This is a genomic window from Bradyrhizobium sp. WCU1 (genome assembly GCF_053474805.1).
In genome coordinates, this window is sequence record NZ_CM130280.1 from 2,963,029 (window position 1) to 2,980,032 (window position 17,004).

Below are 17,004 nucleotides of genomic sequence, written 5' to 3' on the forward strand. Positions count from 1 at the left end.
TCTTCCGATTCGCGGCGACACCCCCACCCCAGCCCTCCCCCGCAAGCGGGAGAGGGAGTGCAGTCCCGACGCGGGCGCAAGATTGCTCTGCGCCGTTACGTGTTGCTCACGCTCGGCATGCTGGGCGTGGTGCTGCTGAGCGCGCTCGGCGTCTGGCAGATCGAACGCAGGACCTGGAAGCTGGCGCTGATCGAACGGGTCGAGCAGCGCATGCATGCGGCACCGGTCGCCCCGCCGCCGCCCTCGTCATGGCCTGATGTCGCGGCCGCGCGCGACGAATACCGCCGCATCACCGTGCACGGCACCTTCCTGAACGCCGACGAGACGCTGGTGCAGGCTGTGACGAACGAAGGTCCCGGCTTCTGGGTGCTGACCCCACTTCAAACCACGGGCGGAGCCATCGTGCTGGTCAATCGCGGCTTCGTGCCGCCCGACCGACGCGATCCCGCGACGCGCAGCGGCGGCAACCCGCAGGGGCCGGTCAGCGTCACCGGGCTGCTGCGGATGTCGGAACCGAAGGGCGGCTTCCTGCGCAGCAACGATCCGGCGGCCGGCCGCTGGTATTCGCGCGACGTCGCCGCGATCGCCGCCACGCGCGGATTGTCGCAGGTCGCCCCCTACTTCATCGACGCCGATGCGACGCCGAATCCGGGCGGCACCCCCCTCGGCGGACTCACGATCGTGCGGTTTCCGAACAACCACCTGATTTACGCGCTGACATGGTTCGCGCTGGCCTTTATGCTGGCCGGCACGCTCCTGCGCATCGTCAGCAGGAACCGTGCCGGCGCCTCCGATCCAGGGTGGAGTTCAAGGCGCGCCGCCGTGCGCCGCCTGATCGGCGCAGCCCGCAATCTGTCTCGCGACCCAGGCCCAGATGCTCGAGCGCACATCGGATCTGCATGAGGAGAACGCCGCGACCGGCAGGGCCGTGATGCCGTCCGCCGTGAGCGCGGCCGCCGGCATGCCGTTCGATCTCGCAGCACCCGCCGACATCGCGACCAATCGCAAGAACATGGCCCTTTTGGTCCAGTTGCGCTGGATCGCCGTGATCGGCCAGATCATCACCATCGGCTTTGTGCAGTTCTGGATGGGCGTTGCCCTCCCGCTGCTGCCGTTGGCCGCCGTGATCTCCGGGCTGGTGGCCCTCAATGTCGTCAGCCTGCTGTGGCTGCGCTACCGGGCGGACATCAACAACCGCGAGCTCTTGATCGCGCTGGCGCTCGACGTCGCGGCCCTGACCGCCCTGCTCTATCTCAGCGGTGGCGCCACCAATCCCTTCACCTCGCTCTATCTGCTGCAGGTGACGCTCGGCGCGGTGCTGCTCGATGCGCCCTCGACCTGGTCGCTGGTGGCGCTGGTCTGCGTGAACTTCGCCTGGCTGACCAGCTACTACCGCCCGCTGGAGCTCCCGCAGCACGGCTTTGCCGACGCCTTCAACCTCTATATCGCCGGCACCTTCATCGGCCTCGTGCTCGACGCGGTACTGCTCGTGGTGTTCATGACCCGGATCAACCGCAACCTGCGCGATCGCGACCTCCGCCTCGCCGCGCTGCGCCAGCATGCCACCGAGCAGGACCACATCGTCCGGATCGGCCTCTTGGCCTCCGGCGCCGCGCATGAGCTCGGCACGCCACTCGCCTCGCTCTCGGTCATCCTGGGCGACTGGCGCCGGATGCCTGCACTCGCTTCCGATCCCGAGCTGTCGCAGGACCTCGGCGAGATGGAAATCTCGGTGCAGCGCTGCAAGTCGATCGTGACGGGCATCCTGCTATCGGCCGGCGAAGCCCGCGGCGAAGGCTCCTCGCCGACCACGGTGGCGGCGTTCCTGACCGCACTGGTGCAGGAATGGCGGACCACGCGGCCCTCCGCCACGTTGTATTTCCGCAATGCGTTCGGCGCCGACCTGGCGATCGTCTCGGATATCGCGCTCAAGCAGGCGATCTTCAACGTGCTCGACAACGCCGCCGAGGTCTCGCGCGACTGGATCGAGCTGATGGCCGAGCGCAATGCCGACAAGCTGCTGCTGTCGGTGAACGATCGCGGCCCGGGCTTCTCGCGCGAGATGCTTTCACATATCGGCAAGCCGTATCAGTCGACCAAGGGCAACCCCGGCAGCGGCCTCGGCCTGTTCCTGGTCGTCAACGTGGTGCGCAAGCTCGGCGGCGTGGTGACGGCGCGCAACCGGCCGGACATCGGCGCGGCGGTCCGACTCGAGCTGCCGCTCGCGACGCTTGCGATCGGAGACGATCTTGACGGATGACCGCCAGCTCCTGATCGTCGAGGACGATTCCGGCTTTGCCCGTACCCTGAAGCGCTCGTTCGAGCGCCGCGGCTACGGCGTCGCGGTATCGGCCTCGCTCGACGAGGTCCGCGCGCTGCTCGAGCAGCAATCGCCGGGCTATGCGGTGGTCGACCTGAAGCTCGCCGGCGGCGCCTCGGGCCTTGCCTGCGTCGAGGCGCTGCATGCGCATGACCCCGAGATGCTGATCGTGGTGCTGACCGGCTTTGCCAGCATCGCGACCGCGGTGGAGGCGATCAAGCTCGGTGCCTGCCACTACCTCGCAAAACCGTCGAACACCGACGACATCGAGGCCGCATTCCAGAAAGCCGCCGGCAACGCCGCCATCGAGGTCGGCGCGCGGCCGACCTCGATCAAGACGCTGGAATGGGAACGCATCCACCAGACCCTGATCGAAACCGACTTCAACATCTCCGAAGCCGCCCGCCGCCTCGGCATGCACCGCCGCACGCTGGCGCGGAAGCTGGAGAAGCAGCGGGTGAGGTAGCAACTCCATCCACGGCTACCTACGAGGACCGCGGCCGCAGCATCAAGCAGCGCTCATGTTGAGCGCGCGGCGCGGCAGCAGCAGCGGGGTCAGGAGCATCAGCAGGCCACTGAGCGCAATCGCCGTGCGCACGCCGGCAAGGCCCGCCAGCACGCCCCACAGCGCCGTCAGCAGCGCGGTCATCGCCAGGCTCGAGATCGACCAGGCCGCCAGCATCCGCGCGGTCCGCTCCATTTCGATATGGCCGAGGCGATAGGCCGCCAGCACCGGATTGAAGACGCCGGCGCAGGTGACGAGGCCGAGCTGAAGACAGAGCACCACCACGATGCCGGCCGTGCCGCCAGGTATGAAGGCAAGGCCGAGCGACCAGCACGCGCGCAGCGCACCGGCAGCGAGCAGGATGTTGTGCTGCCCGAACCGCGCCGCCAGCACCGGCGCCAACCGTGCGCCGAGCAGCCCGCCGACGCAGGGCGCCCCGAAAGCGAGGCCGTATTGCCACGGCGCGAATGCGAGATCGCGGAGCATGAGCAGCGCCAGCGGCGGTGCCGTCGCCATGATCAGGCCATTGACCAGCACGGTGTTGAGGAACAGCGACCGCAGCACCGGATGTGCCAGGATGTATCGCCATCCCGCGAGCAGATCGGTCATGCTGTAGGACGGCGCCGCGCGCCGTGCGGGCTCCGGCTCGGTCGCGCCGATCGAACGAATTCCGGCCGCCGATAACAGGAAGCTGACGGCATCGGCGATCACGGTGACGACCGGACCGAACAGACCGATCGCGACGCCGCCGAGCGGCGGGCCGACCGCGGTCGCCATCCACATGGTGGATTCGAGCCGCGCGTTGGCGAGCACCAGATCCTCGCGCCTGACCAGGCTCTTCAGGCAGGCGCCGCTCGCTGCACGGAACGTGATGTCTGCGGCCGCCGCGATCACCGACACGATGACGAGCTGGATGAAGCTGAGCTGGCCGAGCGCGAATGCGATCGGGACGCTCATCATCGCGGCAAAGCGGATCAGGTCCATTGCGATCATCACCGGCCGCTTACGGCGGAATTCGACCCACGGCCCGAGCGGCACCGCCAGCACGGCACCGGCCAGCATCCCGACCGCAGCGAGTGCAGAGACCGCCGCCGGCCCGACATGCAGCACGAGGATTGCGATCAGCGGGAAGGCATCGAAGGCCAGTCGCGTGCCGAGCGACGAAACCGCGAACGCGGCCCACAGCGTGTCGAACCCGCGCCCCAGCGATCGTCCCGCAAGCATGCCGCGCCCCTTGCCGGCGCGATATCGCCGCCAGCGCGCCGCAAGAGGTCATGAGTCGCGGCGATCCGCCAAGCGGCAATTGCGCAAGGCTGCGTGGCGCGCGCGGAGCACAGTTCCGCGCTGCGCCGCTTGACGGAGGACCGTGGCGCGACGGAAGTCTGCTTCAGACAGCAAAAAGCCCGGTCTTGCGACCGGGCTTTTGTTTTTCAGTCCGTCGAACCCTTTCAGGCCGCCTCGTCCTCGACGGCGGTATCGTCGCCATCGTTGTCGAGATCCTCACCGTCGGCATCGCCCTCGGCGTCGCCTTCAGCAGATTCGGCCTTGGCGCCGCGGCGCGGGCTCTTGGCGAGCTGGCCTTCGATCTCCTTGATCGCCTCGGTCTCGGTCGAATGCTGGACCACGGCGATCTCGCGCGACAGACGGTCGAGCGCCGCTTCATAGAGCTGGCGTTCGCTGTAGGACTGCTCGGGCTGCGATTCCGAACGATAGAGATCGCGGACCACCTCGGCGATCGCGACGATGTCGCCCGAATTGATCTTCGCTTCGTATTCCTGGGCGCGGCGCGACCACATCGTGCGCTTGACGCGGGCGCGGCCCTTCAGCGTCTCCAGCGCCTTCTTGACCAGCGCCGGCTCCGACAGCTTGCGCATGCCGACATTGGCGACCTTCGCCGTAGGCACCCGCAGCGTCATCTTGTCCTTCATGAAGTTGATCACGAACAGCTCGAGCTTGGCGCCCGCGATCTCCTGCTCCTCGATGGCCAGGATCTGGCCGACGCCGTGAGCGGGATAGACGACGAATTCATTGGCCTTGAAGCCCTGACGCTGGGTCACGACCTTCTTCGGCTCCTCGACGCGCGGCGCGGCGGCCGGCTTGGCGGCAACCTTCGGAGCGGCGGCGGGGACGGCAGCCTTCGGAGCAGCCGGCTTCGGCGCAGCAGCAGCAGTTTTGGGGGCGACCTTCGCGGCGGCAGCGGGTTTCGCAGCCGTCGCCTTCGCGGCAGGCTTGGCAGTCTTTTCTGGCATCACGCTTCTTTTGTTCTTTGAGGACTTTGCAGCCGCCGCCTTCTTAGGCCCCTTCACGGACGCCTTGGCACGGCCCTTGGTTGCGCTGCGAGCAACGACAGCGGCTTTTTTCGTCGTCTTTGAAGCACTCTTTTTACGCGTTTTCTGTGACACAGCCTGCGCGCGGAAACTGCCACGCCCCTGTTCGATGTTGCGGGAACCTCGAAGCCACAAGGTACGCATGGCAGGGGGTTCTTGGCCTGTAATGTGCTGAATATAGCACATTTTCCGCAAAAATCAATGATTTACGCCCGATTCCGGGCATAACAGGGGATCCTCAGGTCATATGTCCGTCATTAGGGTTAAATCCGCGGCCGAACGGACGGCTGCGGCAGGCCAAGCCTGCCCTTATCGGGGTAGTCCCGAAGAGGTAAGGCGAATCAGTCGCCGCTGCCCGGATTCGGAGAAAAATATTTCTCGAACTTGCCTTCCTTGCCTTCCCACTCCTTGGCGTCTTCGGGCGAGTCCTTCTTCTGGGTGATGTTCGGCCAGCTCTTGGCGTAGTCGCGGTTGACCTCGAGCCACTTTTCCAGGCCCGGCTCGGTGTCCGGCTTGATGGCGTCGGCCGGACATTCCGGCTCGCATACGCCGCAATCGATGCATTCGTCAGGATGGATGACCAGCATGTTCTCGCCCTCGTAGAAGCAATCGACGGGGCAGACCTCGACGCAGTCGGTATATTTACACTTGATGCAGGCTTCAGTGACGACGTAGGTCATCCAAAACTCCGAAACGATCCACTTTTTCTGGGGTTGCGTAGCGCAGGAATACCGGAGCCGCAAGGGAAGCCGGCCCCGAAAAACACCTGCATTCTGGCGACCCTGCCAGCCGGTTTTGTTGGGAGCATGATCCTATCGCGCGTCCGGCCCCACAGTCCGGATCATGCTTCGGCCGAAATAACAGACGTGAGATAACTACTCCTTACCGGCTTGCAAATTGCTCCCTTGCAAATCCTCGTACAGCTCGCGCGCCGAACTGGCATCGCCGCGCCGCTCGGCAAAGCCGATCACCTTGAGCACCCGGACGCTGTTGTCGAGCGCAACGGTGATGACATCGCCCGGCTTCACCGCATGGCCCGGCGATTTCTCGCGCGTGCCGTTGAGGCGGACATGACCTGATGCGACGAGCTCGGCCGCGCTGGTGCGGGCCTTCACCACCCGCGCGTGCCACAGCCATTTATCGAGCCGCTGTCGATCCAAGCTTCAGACCAGGGTTGCACTATTCCTTCCGGCCGGCGAGCTGCTCCTTCAGGGCAGCGAGCTTGGCGAAGGGCGAGTTGGGATCGATCGGCCGGTCGCGCTCGCGCGGCGCACTCGAGGCATAGGGCCGGTGCGACGGTCCGCTCTCGCGTTTGTCGCGGCCGCCCTTGTCGCGGCCGCCGCGGTCACGATCACCGCGCTCGCCCTTGCGATCGCCGCCGCCGAACTTGTTGTCGCGGCGCCGCTCGTTGTTGTCGCGATCGCGACCCTTGCCTTCGAAGCCCTTGCCTTCGAAGCGCTCGCGGCGCTGGCCGCGGTCGTCACGATTATCCTGGCGATTGTCGCGCGCCGGTGCGCCGTCGGCAGGCGCGGCCGCGGCTGCGGTCGCATCGGCCGGTGCGCCGGGGCGCGGCGTGCGGAAATCCTGATGGCGGCGCGGACGGCGATGATGCTCGCGCTTCTCGCCCTCGCCGCCGCCTTCCGCGGCCTGTGCGCCCTCGGCGGGCTTGCCCTGGTGGCGGCCGCGGTTGCGGTCGTGACCGCCGCGATGATGCGGACGGCGCTCGTCGGAGCGGCCGCCGGGACGCCAGACTTCGACCAGTTGCGGCTCAGCCGGCGTCTCCGCTGGCGCAGGAGCGGCCTCGGCAGTTGCGGCCTCGGTGCCCGCGGTCTGCGCCGGTGCCTCAGCGGTGGCCCCGGACGGCGCCTCCGCAGCGGCTTCCACCGCAGGCGCAGCTTCGGAAGCGGGCACCTCGGCAACTGGCTGTTCGGCGAGAGCGGCAGGCTCCGCGGCAACTTCCGCCACGGGCTCGGGTTCGGGCCTGGTCTCGATCACGACCGGCGTCGCCTCGCTGGCGACGACCTCGGCGAAGCCGACGTCGGGCAGCAATGCGGCCGACGGCGCGGGATCGCCGGACACGACCTGATCCGTCGCAGCCTCCGGCGCATCGGCCGTGAGCTCGGCGGCGGCCTCGGCCGGCGCATCGACGGCGGCGTCAGAACCGGCCTCGACCGACGCTTCGGCAGCTGGTGCCTCGGTGGTCTCGGCGGCGACCGTCTCGGTGGCCTCGACCGGCGTGGCCGCGACGGGCTTCGGCGGCAACGGCGGACGACGGTCCATGCGGTAGCCGAGCGCGCGCAGGATCGAAGCAAAGTCTTCGCCGGCGGAGCCGGTCAGCGAGGTCATCGCCTGGGTCACGACAAAGCCGCGGCCGTCGAACGCACCGGCGGGCTTCTCGCCAGGCGAGGTCTCGCGCCAGGCCAGCGCCGGGCGGATCAGATCGGCGAGCCGCTCCAGGATGTCGACGCGCACCGCGCGCTCGCCGCACTGGCGATAGCCGAGCACGCGATAGCCATCGCGCGGCAGGGCCTTGTCGACCGGGAACGAGGTACGGCCGCTGGAGGCAAGATGCTGCACATTCGACAGCGCAGCCATGTCGACATTGCTCTGCTTCTCGGCCCACAGCAGCGAAGCCAGCGAGCGCGCCGCGGGCTTCAACAGTTGCGGGAAATAGATGTGGTAGGCGCCGAAGCGTACGCCGTATTTGCGCAGCGCCGCGCGCGAGGGCTGGTCGAGATCCTTCATCTCGGCCGCGATCTTGGTGCGCTCCAGCACGCCGAGCGCCTCGACCAGCTGGAAGGCGATGCCGCGGGCGATGCCCTGCAGATCCTCGGCCTTGGACAGTTCGAACAGCGGCCCGAGCAGCTTCTCGATATGCGTCTTGAGCCAGAGGTCGAGCCTCGTCTGCACCGCCTCGCGCGAGGCGCCGGTCAGCCGCTCGTCGGAAATGATGCGCAGCCGCGGATGCAGCGCGTCGTCGGCGGCGACCAGCTTGGCGACCGCATCGCCGGTCCAGCGGATGGTGCCGTCGGAGGTCAGCACGAACTGCTCGTCGGGCGCCGCACCCAGTTTCTCCGCGCGCGCATCGATCTCGCGCGCCAGCACCTGCTGGGCGGCGGCTTGCAGCGCCTTGGCGTCGCTGCCGGCCTCGGCCGCATCAGGTGCGAAGGTGAAACCATCGAGCCGGCCGATCGCATGGCCTTCCACGATCACTTCACCGGTCTTGCCAATTTCCGTATTCAAAACTGAGTTCTCCCGCAGGCGGCGCATCAATACACTGGTCCGCCTGTCAACGAAACGCTCCGTGAGCCGTTCATGCAGCGCATCGGACAATTTATTTTCGAGCTCGCGCGTGATCCCCTGCCAATGGTCCGGGTCGTAGAGCCAGTCCGGCCGGTTGGCAACAAAGGTCCAGGTCCGGATCTGCGCGATCCGGCCCGATAGCGTGTCGATATCGCCGTCGGTCCGGTTGGCCTGGTCGACCTGGGCCGCAAACCATGCGTCAGGGATACGACCCTTTTGCATCAGGAAGCCGTACAGCGTGGTCACGAGTTCGGCATGGGCGGCCGGCGACAGCTTTCGGTAGTCCGGAACCTGGCAGGCCTCCCATAGCCGCTCCACGGCCTTCGGCCCATGCGCCCATTCGCGCACCTCGGCATCGCGTGCGACATGTTCGAGCACGCGCTGGTCCTCGGCGACCGGCGCTCGCGTCAGTGCCTCATGATTGGGCGCCTGCGCCAGTGACACCTGGAGCGCGCCGAGCGAGGAGAAATCCAGCCTGGCGTTGCGCCACTGCAGCATCTTGACGCTGTCGAAGGTGTGGTTCTGCAGCGCATTGACGAGCTCGGGCTCGAACGGCGCGCAACGCCCCGTCGTACCAAATGTGCCGTTGCGCGTCGCGCGCCCGGCGCGGCCGGCGATCTGGGCGAATTCGGCCGGCGTCAGCCGGCGGAATTGATAGCCGTCATACTTGCGGTCGGAGGCGAAGGCGACGTGATCGACGTCGAGATTGAGCCCCATGCCGACTGCGTCGGTGGCGACGAGGTAATCGACATCACCGTTCTGGAACATCGCGACCTGCGCATTGCGCGTGCGCGGTGACAGCGAGCCCAGCACCACAGCCGCGCCGCCATGCTGACGGCGGATCAATTCGGCGATCGCGTAGACTTCATCGGCGGAGAACGCGACGATCGCCGTGCGCCGCGGCTGCCGCGTGATCTTGCGGTCGCCGGCGAATTCGAGCTGCGACAGCCTCGGCCGCGTGATGATCGAGGCGCCCGGCAACAGCCGCTCTATGATCGGACGCATTGTCGCAGCGCCCAGCAGCAGCGTCTCGTCGCGGCCGCGGCGGTTGAGGATGCGGTCGGTGAACACGTGCCCGCGCTCCAGATCGGCGGCGATCTGGATCTCGTCGACGGCGAGAAAGGATACATCGAGATCGCGCGGCATCGCCTCGACCGTCGAGACCCAGAAGCGCGGCGCCTTCGGCTTGATCTTCTCCTCGCCGGTCACCAGCGCGACATTGTCGACACCGGCGCGATCGACGATCTTGTTGTAGACCTCGCGCGCGAGCAGCCGCAGCGGGAGGCCGATGAGGCCCGACGAATGCGCCAGCATGCGCTCGATGGCGAGATGCGTCTTGCCGGTGTTGGTCGGGCCCAGCACCGCGGTGACACCAGCACCGGGCACGCGGTCATTTCCGAACGAAGTTGAGAAAGCCATATTTTGCAGGTGTTTCTTGTTGCGGCAGCCGACTGTCTGTCAGCCGTCATTGCGAGGAGCGAAGCGACGAAGCAATCCATCCATCCGCGCATACCCGAAGCATGGATTGCTTCGCTTCGCTCGCAATGACGGAAAAGCAGTCATGGACACCATCTGAGGCCGAATCTGTCTCACAATGCGACGCTTTCCGCGCCGTTCTTAAGCTTCGGAACGAGTCTAGAACGAATCGCGGCCGAATCGGTGACTCCATTCCAGGCCTGAAACGTTCACCGCAACATCTCGGGTAGGCTGACGGCGGCGGCACTAGATCAAGTTTGAGAGGGCTCCACAAGCAGGGGATATGCGGACTGAATTCCTTAAGTTCCAGGGGTGGCCGAGTCGAATCAGAACCGGGCAAGAGTCAACCGGATTCCATGACGTTTGTTGCATGCCGTGGCCGTGGCGCTCGCGCAGCGCCTCCGAAGCACCCTCTCCCACAAGGGGGGAAGCGAAGAGAGGCTACTGCGTCTTCGCCACGCGCGGCGGCGCGGCTGTGGTGACGAACGAGGTCGCTTCCAGCATGGCCTGGCCGAGCGGAGTCGGGATCGTCATGCGGAACGGCACCAGCAGGCGGGTGCCCGCGATCGGCACGAAGGCGATCTCGATGTTGCGCTGGGCGGCGAGGTATTTGATCACGGGGCGATCCGGGATGTAGCCCGAGACCGGCACGAAATAGAGCGCGCAGACCAGCGCCGGGCCGTGATAGCCGCGCTCCGCCTTGACGATCTCGACCCGCTTGAAATCGAGCTTGAGGTCGTAACGCATGCGGCCGTCGAACACGCCGGCGCCGGTGCGGCAGACATCCGGGCTCATCAGTTCGGCATTGCCGGGCGCACGCAGGAACGAGCCGGTCATCGGATCGAACACGTTCTTCTTCTGCGCGTCCGACACCGGCAGGCGGTCGGCATCGACAGGCGGCTCCGGCTCGATCGAAGATTCCTTGATGCCGCCATTGGCCAGCACCATCCGGATCGTCTCTGACTTCTTCGAGGTGGTGGTGGTCGCGGTGTAGGAGGCGGCCACGAGCGAACCGTTGACGACGCGGCCCTGCGAGGTGCCCGAGCCGCTGCCGCCCGAAAACGCCTTCAAGAGGCCCGCGGTGCCGCCCTGGGCCGAGGCCGAGAAGGTGTCGTCGCCGATTTCGATGGTCCAGCTGCCCTTGCCGACCGAGATACCGGCGAGCGTTGCCTCATACTGGGCATCGAGCCGCCCCTGCGCGTTGGCGCGCTCGGCGCAAAACAGCAGCAAGGCACCCGCGCACAGGCCGAGCAGCCGGCCGAGCGGGGGCAAAATGGCAATGGCGGTGGTCACTTAACCTACCTGACGGTCCTGCTATCGGCGCTCTGTTCGCTGTCCATCGGGACGTTCAATTCGGCCGGACAACGTGCGCATCTCTTATGGAACCAAGACTTGCAGCCGAATACGCCCTTTATATGGTTGCCATTTCAGCCGTTAAGTGGCTGGAACGGCTTATGAACCGGCATTCTCCGATACCGCCATGCGGCGATATAATCTTGACGGTTGGGCGATCTCCCCCTATACACCCGCGGTTCCTGGAAAATGGACGCGAATTCAAAACCCCCGCGCGGGCCGTGTGATTGCACGCCTGGCAGAGCGGCGGGGATGCAATAAGGATTTTGTAAGATGTCCCGGCGCTGCGAACTGACGGCCAAGGGCCCCCAGACGGGCCACAAGGTGAGCCACTCGAATATCAAGACCAAGCGGCGCTTCCTGCCGAACCTGGCCAACGTGACCTTCATCTCGGATGCGCTCGGCCGCAACGTGCGCCTGCGCGTCTCGACCAATGCCCTGAAGAGCGTCGACCACAATGGCGGCCTCGACGCCTACCTGCTCAAGGCCAAGGCCGACGTGCTCTCGCCCCGCGCCCTCGACCTGAAGCGCGCGATCGAGAAGAAGGTCGGCAAGCCGGCCCCGGTGAAGAAGGCGAGCTGAGCGAGCTGCGAGAGCGGAATTCGCGAAGAGAGTTTTGAAACGGCCGGGTCGATGACCTGGCCGTTTTTGTTTTCCGCCTGTCCTTTGCGAGACGCGCGCATGGAAGCGTGCAAGCGACGCTTCCCGTTTCGCCGGTTTCGGCAAGGCAAAGCGCTCCACCATCGAACCGATACGTCGCTCTATTCTTTCTTCTCTCCCTCGGCATCCTTCGCGGCCGGCGTCGGCCATGCCGGCTTGGTCGGAAACGGCTGCATCCATACGCGCTCGGTCTGATAGGTCCCGGATTCCAGATGCAATGGCGGGCCGGGCGTCGGGAAAGCGTGGCCCGTGCCCGCCGCGGCAGGCGGCGTAGCCGGCGCCGGCGGTGCGGCAACCGCGGCGTTGCTTGCCGCCGCGGATGTCTGTGGCATCGCCGTCGCGGGCGGCTGGTTGCCGCTCGCTGGATTGTTCGCAGGTGGCGGCGGCGCGTAGAGCCGTGTCACCACCTTTTCACGCAGCAGTTCGTCCTTGTCGGGGTACCACATGCCGCTCGGCGGCGTCTTCATGGCGCGCTCGGCGAAGCTGCGGCTAAGGCCGAAGCGCTGCAGGCGCGCGATCTCCCGTTCGATCGAGGAGCTGCGATCGGCCGCGGTCATGCCACGAAATGAAGCCTGGTGAAATCCGAGCTTGCCGCCGCCTGTGAACAGTCCGCGCTCCTTGCCGCCGAGAAACACCACCGTGCAGGCGGAGACACAGGTGTCCTTGACGAAGGTCGCAAGTCCGCGCGCCTTGATCAGGTCGGCCATCTTCTGCGCCTCGTTCATACGCCCGCCGATCGAATTGAGCCGGACCACCTTGAGGTCACTCATCGCGTTGAGGAAGCCCTCGAGCTCCTTGGCGACACCGAAGGTTATGCCGCCCGAGAATTCCAGCATCTGGCCGTTCAACAGCACGCGGAACTGGTGCGGCCCGAGGCGGGTGTCGCCGGAGACGATCTCGTAGACACCAGCGATCTGCGGCGCCGCGACGAACAGGCAGCTATAGGCGAGGTACGCCACGCCGAGTGCGGTGGTGACCTTGGCCGCACCGCCCCAGAACGACTTGCCAAGCGCCCGGTAGCGCGAGGCCGAACGCCAGACGCCGACGGTGACCCAGATCCGCAACAGCACGATCGACGCCCAGATCGCGATCACCGAGCCCAGCCACAACGCCGGATACTCGCTGCCGCGCTCGTAGAGCAGATGGCCGACCACGGCAATCGCAACGCCGAGGCCGGCGCCGAGCGCGGTGCCGTTGACCCAATAGGAGACCGGCAGCGACAGCTCGCCGCGCCAGTGCCGCACGAAGTAATTGGCCGGCCGCGGCAAGGGCGGAGGAAGCACGACGGCTGGCGGCGGCGCAGCTGCGCTCGGCTGGGCAACGCCCAATGCATCGGCAGCAGCCTGCTCGGGCCCGTCGAAAAGAGCAGCTTCGACTTGACCCGGCGTGACGTCCGGCAATGACGGCGGCAGCAACGGTGGCATGGCCGCGGCCCGCATCACGGCACCGGCGCCATCGGTCCGCAGCACGCTGGTCTGCGCAAAGGAATCGTAGAAGGCATCCTTGCGATAGATCACGTTATGCAGCGCGATCAGGGCGCCGATGCCGCCGCACACCGTGGGCAGGATCAACGCCATCCACCAGGCCTCGCCGAGCGGCACGATGTGCACCCCGGACAAGGACAGCAGCACCGGCTCGACGGCGTAGGGTGCGAGCGGCAACGCCTGCATCAGATAGCGGCGCACCACCGCGCTCGATGATGGCGGACGCTGCCCGCTCGCGGCGTCAGTCAGGCGAAGACCGAGCAACCGGCGACCCGGCGTGCCGCCCCGGCGATCGAACAGCAGGCGCAGCACGAAGAACAGCGGCAGCCAGAACAGGCCGAGGATCGGTTGCTCGACCGGTTTGCCCTCGACATCGCGCAGGAAGGTGATTTGCTTTCTCGTGGTGAGGACGCCGTTTTGCGTGACCTGCACCAGGTTCAGCGCCCGTGCCGACGTCAGCTGAAACAGGCCCTGCCGGCAATCGACGATCGTGGTGGGGACGAAACCTGCCGGGACGTCGAAGCCTTGGGGGACGGCCTTGAGCTGATCGCAATACAGCAGCATGAAGCCGCCGGGAAACTGCACGCGCCCGCCGGTCGCGGGATACAGGGCGAACGCCAGCACCTGGAGCAACAACGTTGCGATGGCGATGTCGATCGCGAACGCCGTCACGCGGCGCCAGAACCCACCGCGTTCGCGCGCCACGCCGTTGACGAATTCAAGCGGGGGATCGGTCGCAAGGTCACTCAAGACAAACTGCCAAACAATATCGGCCCACCCGGAAGCCTGCCCGCATCCCACAACATGCCCGAATACGCGGCAGTCGCATCGTGCCGAAGTTCGGTTGCCGTGACAAGCCGTTGCAACTGCCCGTCATTCCGCGATGCTCAAGGCTTGCAGCCGACCCGCGCCAAACCGCGAATTTCGCCCGCCTTTTCGACGCGACACCCCCTGTCCGGTCCGTACAAAGAAAATGTTCCTATTTCTCGACCACTCACGGGTACAAGCAGCGCGTCCCGCCTCCTCTGAGAGGGGCATATCGCGATCGTCACGAACGTGGAGGCGGATGCGGTGGACGCGGAGTGCACGCAAGACAAGCGCGCCGCACGCAAACGCGGCGCGAGTGGATTCTCCTCTACATCAATCAGTGAAGAGCAAGACAATCTACCGTCTCGCGACGGGAGAGATGGTTGCTTCCCGCCTTCGCTAAAGCCTCCGCCAAGCGGCTCGACGGACGAGACCGCCTGACAAGCCCGGTTACTCTCTGCCGAACACGCCCGTTGCCACCTGCTGCCAATGACAGCGGTGTCATCGCTCGCCACAGCACGAATCTATTTTGATGCGCTGTCCGTGCGTGAAGAAACGCTTAACGCGTACGCCTCTCCCAGTTCAGAAACCCTATAAATCAAGGCAAAACGGCCTTCTCGCGCCGGCATTAATCACAAACTCATTCGCATCATCACGAGCGCATGAGGCGCATGCAAAACGCCACGATCTCTTCCAGATGTTAGTGTGCAAACAAGCCGTCCGACACGATTCCGATTCGATGCGGCCAAGCTGCGCGGCTCGAAATCCGTGAAGGACATCACGGACGGTACAACTGATTGTGAGGCATGTGCGCCGCACTCTTGGGAACAAGCCTGGCCGTTCTTATGTCAGGTCCAAAGAACGACCCCGATAAAGGAATTGATCAATGCAAGTTCGCGCAGCCGATACGCGCGGAAGACTGATGCCTGCGATCGCGACCGCCGCCGTGGCGGTGCTGGCGACCGCGGTCCTCGTCATCCTCGAATTCAACCCGCCCCGCAATGTGTTGAAGGGCGAGCCGGGCATGATCACCTCCGCCGCCGCCAACCGCGCCGGCGCCACCGTGCTGCCGACCGACCCGGTCACCACCGGCAGCGTGCGCTATCGCTGAGGGCGCTATCTCGTCATCGTCGTCCCGGCGAAGGCCAGGACCCATTACCCCGGCTATTTGTGTGATGCGACGCTGGGGCAACATTCCGCGTAACGGCAAACATTAGTCGTTATGGGTCCCGGCTCCCGTGCGCAATTGCGCACTAGGCCGGGACGACGGCAATAGCCGCATTTTCGCATCCCTGCCCCGGCGTCTCCCCACAAGCCCGCCCTTCTCGACCTGCGTAAGCTCTCCCGCGCGAACAAAACAAAAAAGCCGCAGGGAGGCTCACGATGAGATGGAAGGCCATCACAGCCGCAGCGCTTGTGCTCGCGACGCAGGCTCAGGCCGCCGAGAAGAAATACGGACTGGGGGCCAGCGACACCGAGGTCAAGCTCGGACAGACCTCGCCATTCTCCGGCGCGGCATCGGCCTACAGCGTGATCGCGAAGACCCAGGCCGCCTACTTCAAAATGATCAACGACCGGGGCGGCGTGAACGGGCGCAAGATCAATCTGATCACGCTCGACGACGGCTATTCGCCGCCGAAGACCGTGGAGCAGACCCGCAAGCTGGTGGAGCAGGAGGAGGTTGCCGCGATCCTCAATCCGCTGGGCACGCCGACCGGCCTTGCCGTGCGCAAATATCTCAACGACAAGAAAGTGCCGCAGCTGTTCGTCGGCGCCGGCGCCACGCTGTGGGGCGACTATCAGCATTTTCCATGGTCGATCGGCTTCCAGCCGTCGTACCAGGCCGAGACCGCGGTCTATGCCAAGTATGTGCTGACCAACAAGCCGGACGCGAAGATCGCGCTGTTCTACCAGAACGACGATGCCGGCAAGGATTACGGCAACGGCTTCAAGAAGGGGCTGGGGCCGGACAACACCGCCAAGATGGTGGTGGCGGAAGCCACCTATGAATCGACCGACCCGACGGTCGACAGCCAGATCGTGAAGCTGAAGGCCTCCGGCGCCAACGTGCTGTTCATGCACGCGATCCCAAAGCAGGCGGCGCAGGCTATCAAGAAGATCGGCGAGATCGGCTGGAAGCCCGACATGTTCTTCCTCGCCGCGACCTCGACCTCGGTGTCCTCGGTGCTGAAGCCGGCCGGCTTCGAACACTCCAAGGGCATCATCTCGTCCTACTCGCTGAAGGATCCGAACGATCCGCAGTGGAAGGACGATCCCGATGTGATCGCGCTGAAGACGTTCATGAAGGACTATTTCCCCGACGGCAATCTGCAGGACCAGCTGATCGTCTACGGCTATGTAGTGGCGGAGGCGACGGTGCAGGTGCTCAAGCAATGCGGCGACGACCTCACCCATGAGAACATCATGAAGCAGGCCGCCAACCTCGACATCGCGCTGCCGATGTTCCTGCCCGGCATCAAGGTGAAGACGTCGCCGACCGACTATTTCCCGGTGGAGGCGATGCGGCTGCAGAAGTTCAACGGCGAGACCTGGCAGCTGTTCGGCGACACCATCGGGAACGATTGAGGGGGTTGCTGAGGCGGAAGTTGTAGAACGCAAAACCACCCACATCGTCGTCCCGGCGCAGGCCGGGACCCATAACCACCGTAGCCTGTCGTTGCAGCGGGCTGCGGCCCCAGCGTCGCGCCAAACATCCAATCGGGGTAATGGGTCCCGGCCTTCGCCGGGACGACGGAAGTTAGACTCCCT

General features: G+C 65.6%; 13 protein-coding genes. 6 read left to right on the forward strand and 7 right to left on the reverse strand.

Going from position 1 to position 17,004, the window contains the following annotated elements:
• Positions 1-99: 99 nt before the first annotated feature.
• From ACTUWL_RS13740 to ACTUWL_RS13750, 3 genes are read left to right on the forward strand one after another with little or no spacing between them, the layout of a single operon-like run.
• Complete coding sequence (locus ACTUWL_RS13740) at positions 100-903, forward strand: SURF1 family protein (protein WP_035652119.1); 804 nt, start codon at positions 100-102, stop codon at positions 901-903.
• The gene (locus ACTUWL_RS13745) at positions 875-2,260 is read left to right on the forward strand and encodes an ATP-binding protein (protein WP_021080178.1); all 1,386 of its coding nucleotides are present in this window, start codon (positions 875-877) and stop codon (positions 2,258-2,260) included. The genes ACTUWL_RS13740 and ACTUWL_RS13745 overlap by 29 nt, the downstream gene beginning before the upstream one ends.
• Positions 2,250-2,786 (forward strand): response regulator transcription factor, encoded by a 537-nt coding sequence (locus ACTUWL_RS13750; protein ID WP_021080177.1) that lies wholly within the window; start codon positions 2,250-2,252, stop codon positions 2,784-2,786. The genes ACTUWL_RS13745 and ACTUWL_RS13750 overlap by 11 nt, the downstream gene beginning before the upstream one ends.
• 42 nt (positions 2,787-2,828) lie before the next feature.
• On the opposite strand, the gene ACTUWL_RS13755 is transcribed toward ACTUWL_RS13750, so the two are convergent.
• From ACTUWL_RS13755 to ACTUWL_RS13780, 6 genes are all read right to left on the reverse strand, one after another.
• The gene (locus tag ACTUWL_RS13755) at positions 2,829-4,049 is read right to left on the reverse strand and encodes an MFS transporter (protein WP_021080176.1); all 1,221 of its coding nucleotides are present in this window, start codon (positions 4,047-4,049) and stop codon (positions 2,829-2,831) included.
• A gap of 224 nt (positions 4,050-4,273) precedes the next feature.
• Positions 4,274-5,074 carry a CarD family transcriptional regulator gene (locus ACTUWL_RS13760; protein WP_168470977.1) on the reverse strand — a complete coding sequence of 267 codons (801 nt, stop codon included), beginning with the start codon at positions 5,072-5,074 and terminating at the stop codon, positions 4,274-4,276.
• A 419-nt stretch (positions 5,075-5,493) separates the two neighbouring features.
• Positions 5,494-5,832: a ferredoxin FdxA gene (gene fdxA, locus ACTUWL_RS13765; RefSeq protein ID WP_016844914.1), complete on the reverse strand. Its 339-nt coding sequence runs from the start codon at positions 5,830-5,832 to the stop codon at positions 5,494-5,496.
• A gap of 195 nt (positions 5,833-6,027) precedes the next feature.
• A complete protein-coding gene (locus ACTUWL_RS13770) occupies positions 6,028-6,312 on the reverse strand; it encodes an RNA-binding S4 domain-containing protein (protein WP_106940345.1) in 285 nt (94 codons plus the stop codon).
• A gap of 19 nt (positions 6,313-6,331) precedes the next feature.
• Positions 6,332-9,874 (reverse strand): helicase-related protein, encoded by a 3,543-nt coding sequence (locus ACTUWL_RS13775; RefSeq protein ID WP_035652116.1) that lies wholly within the window; start codon positions 9,872-9,874, stop codon positions 6,332-6,334.
• 498 nt (positions 9,875-10,372) lie between these two features.
• Positions 10,373-11,203: a DUF3108 domain-containing protein gene (locus ACTUWL_RS13780; protein ID WP_106940344.1), complete on the reverse strand. Its 831-nt coding sequence runs from the start codon at positions 11,201-11,203 to the stop codon at positions 10,373-10,375.
• Between the two features lie 354 nt (positions 11,204-11,557).
• On the opposite strand from ACTUWL_RS13780, the gene rpmB reads away from it, so the two are divergent.
• Positions 11,558-11,866, forward strand: coding sequence for a 50S ribosomal protein L28 (gene rpmB / locus ACTUWL_RS13785; RefSeq protein ID WP_021080171.1), 309 nt, complete (start codon positions 11,558-11,560; stop codon positions 11,864-11,866).
• A gap of 179 nt (positions 11,867-12,045) precedes the next feature.
• Here the strand turns inward: rpmB and ACTUWL_RS13790 are convergent, their stop codons facing one another.
• Positions 12,046-14,178, reverse strand: coding sequence for a COG3904 family protein (locus ACTUWL_RS13790; RefSeq protein WP_021080170.1), 2,133 nt, complete (start codon positions 14,176-14,178; stop codon positions 12,046-12,048).
• 979 nt (positions 14,179-15,157) lie between these two features.
• Here ACTUWL_RS13790 and ACTUWL_RS13795 point away from each other — a divergent pair.
• Both ACTUWL_RS13795 and ACTUWL_RS13800 read left to right on the forward strand, forming a co-directional pair.
• On the forward strand, positions 15,158-15,346 hold the full coding sequence (locus ACTUWL_RS13795) for a hypothetical protein (protein ID WP_448213873.1): 189 nt from the start codon (positions 15,158-15,160) through the stop codon (positions 15,344-15,346).
• 272 nt (positions 15,347-15,618) lie between these two features.
• Complete coding sequence (locus ACTUWL_RS13800; protein ID WP_021080168.1) at positions 15,619-16,821, forward strand: ABC transporter substrate-binding protein; 1,203 nt, start codon at positions 15,619-15,621, stop codon at positions 16,819-16,821.
• Positions 16,822-17,004: the final 183 nt, after the last annotated feature.

Excerpts from the sequence above, each read along its gene's own strand:
- fdxA (WP_016844914.1), bottom strand. The coding sequence starts at position 5,832 with ATGACCTACGTCGTCACTGAAGCCTGCATCAAGTGTAAATATACCGAC.
- ACTUWL_RS13755 (WP_021080176.1), bottom strand. The coding sequence starts at position 4,049 with ATGCTTGCGGGACGATCGCTGGGGCGCGGGTTCGACACGCTGTGGGCC.
- rpmB (WP_021080171.1), top strand. The coding sequence starts at position 11,558 with ATGTCCCGGCGCTGCGAACTGACGGCCAAGGGCCCCCAGACGGGCCAC.
- ACTUWL_RS13760 (WP_168470977.1), bottom strand. The coding sequence starts at position 5,074 with ATGCCAGAAAAGACTGCCAAGCCTGCCGCGAAGGCGACGGCTGCGAAA.
- ACTUWL_RS13775 (WP_035652116.1), bottom strand. The coding sequence starts at position 9,874 with ATGGCTTTCTCAACTTCGTTCGGAAATGACCGCGTGCCCGGTGCTGGT.
- ACTUWL_RS13800 (WP_021080168.1), top strand. The coding sequence starts at position 15,619 with ATGAGATGGAAGGCCATCACAGCCGCAGCGCTTGTGCTCGCGACGCAG.
- ACTUWL_RS13745 (WP_021080178.1), top strand. The coding sequence starts at position 875 with ATGCTCGAGCGCACATCGGATCTGCATGAGGAGAACGCCGCGACCGGC.
- ACTUWL_RS13795 (WP_448213873.1), top strand. The coding sequence starts at position 15,158 with ATGCCTGCGATCGCGACCGCCGCCGTGGCGGTGCTGGCGACCGCGGTC.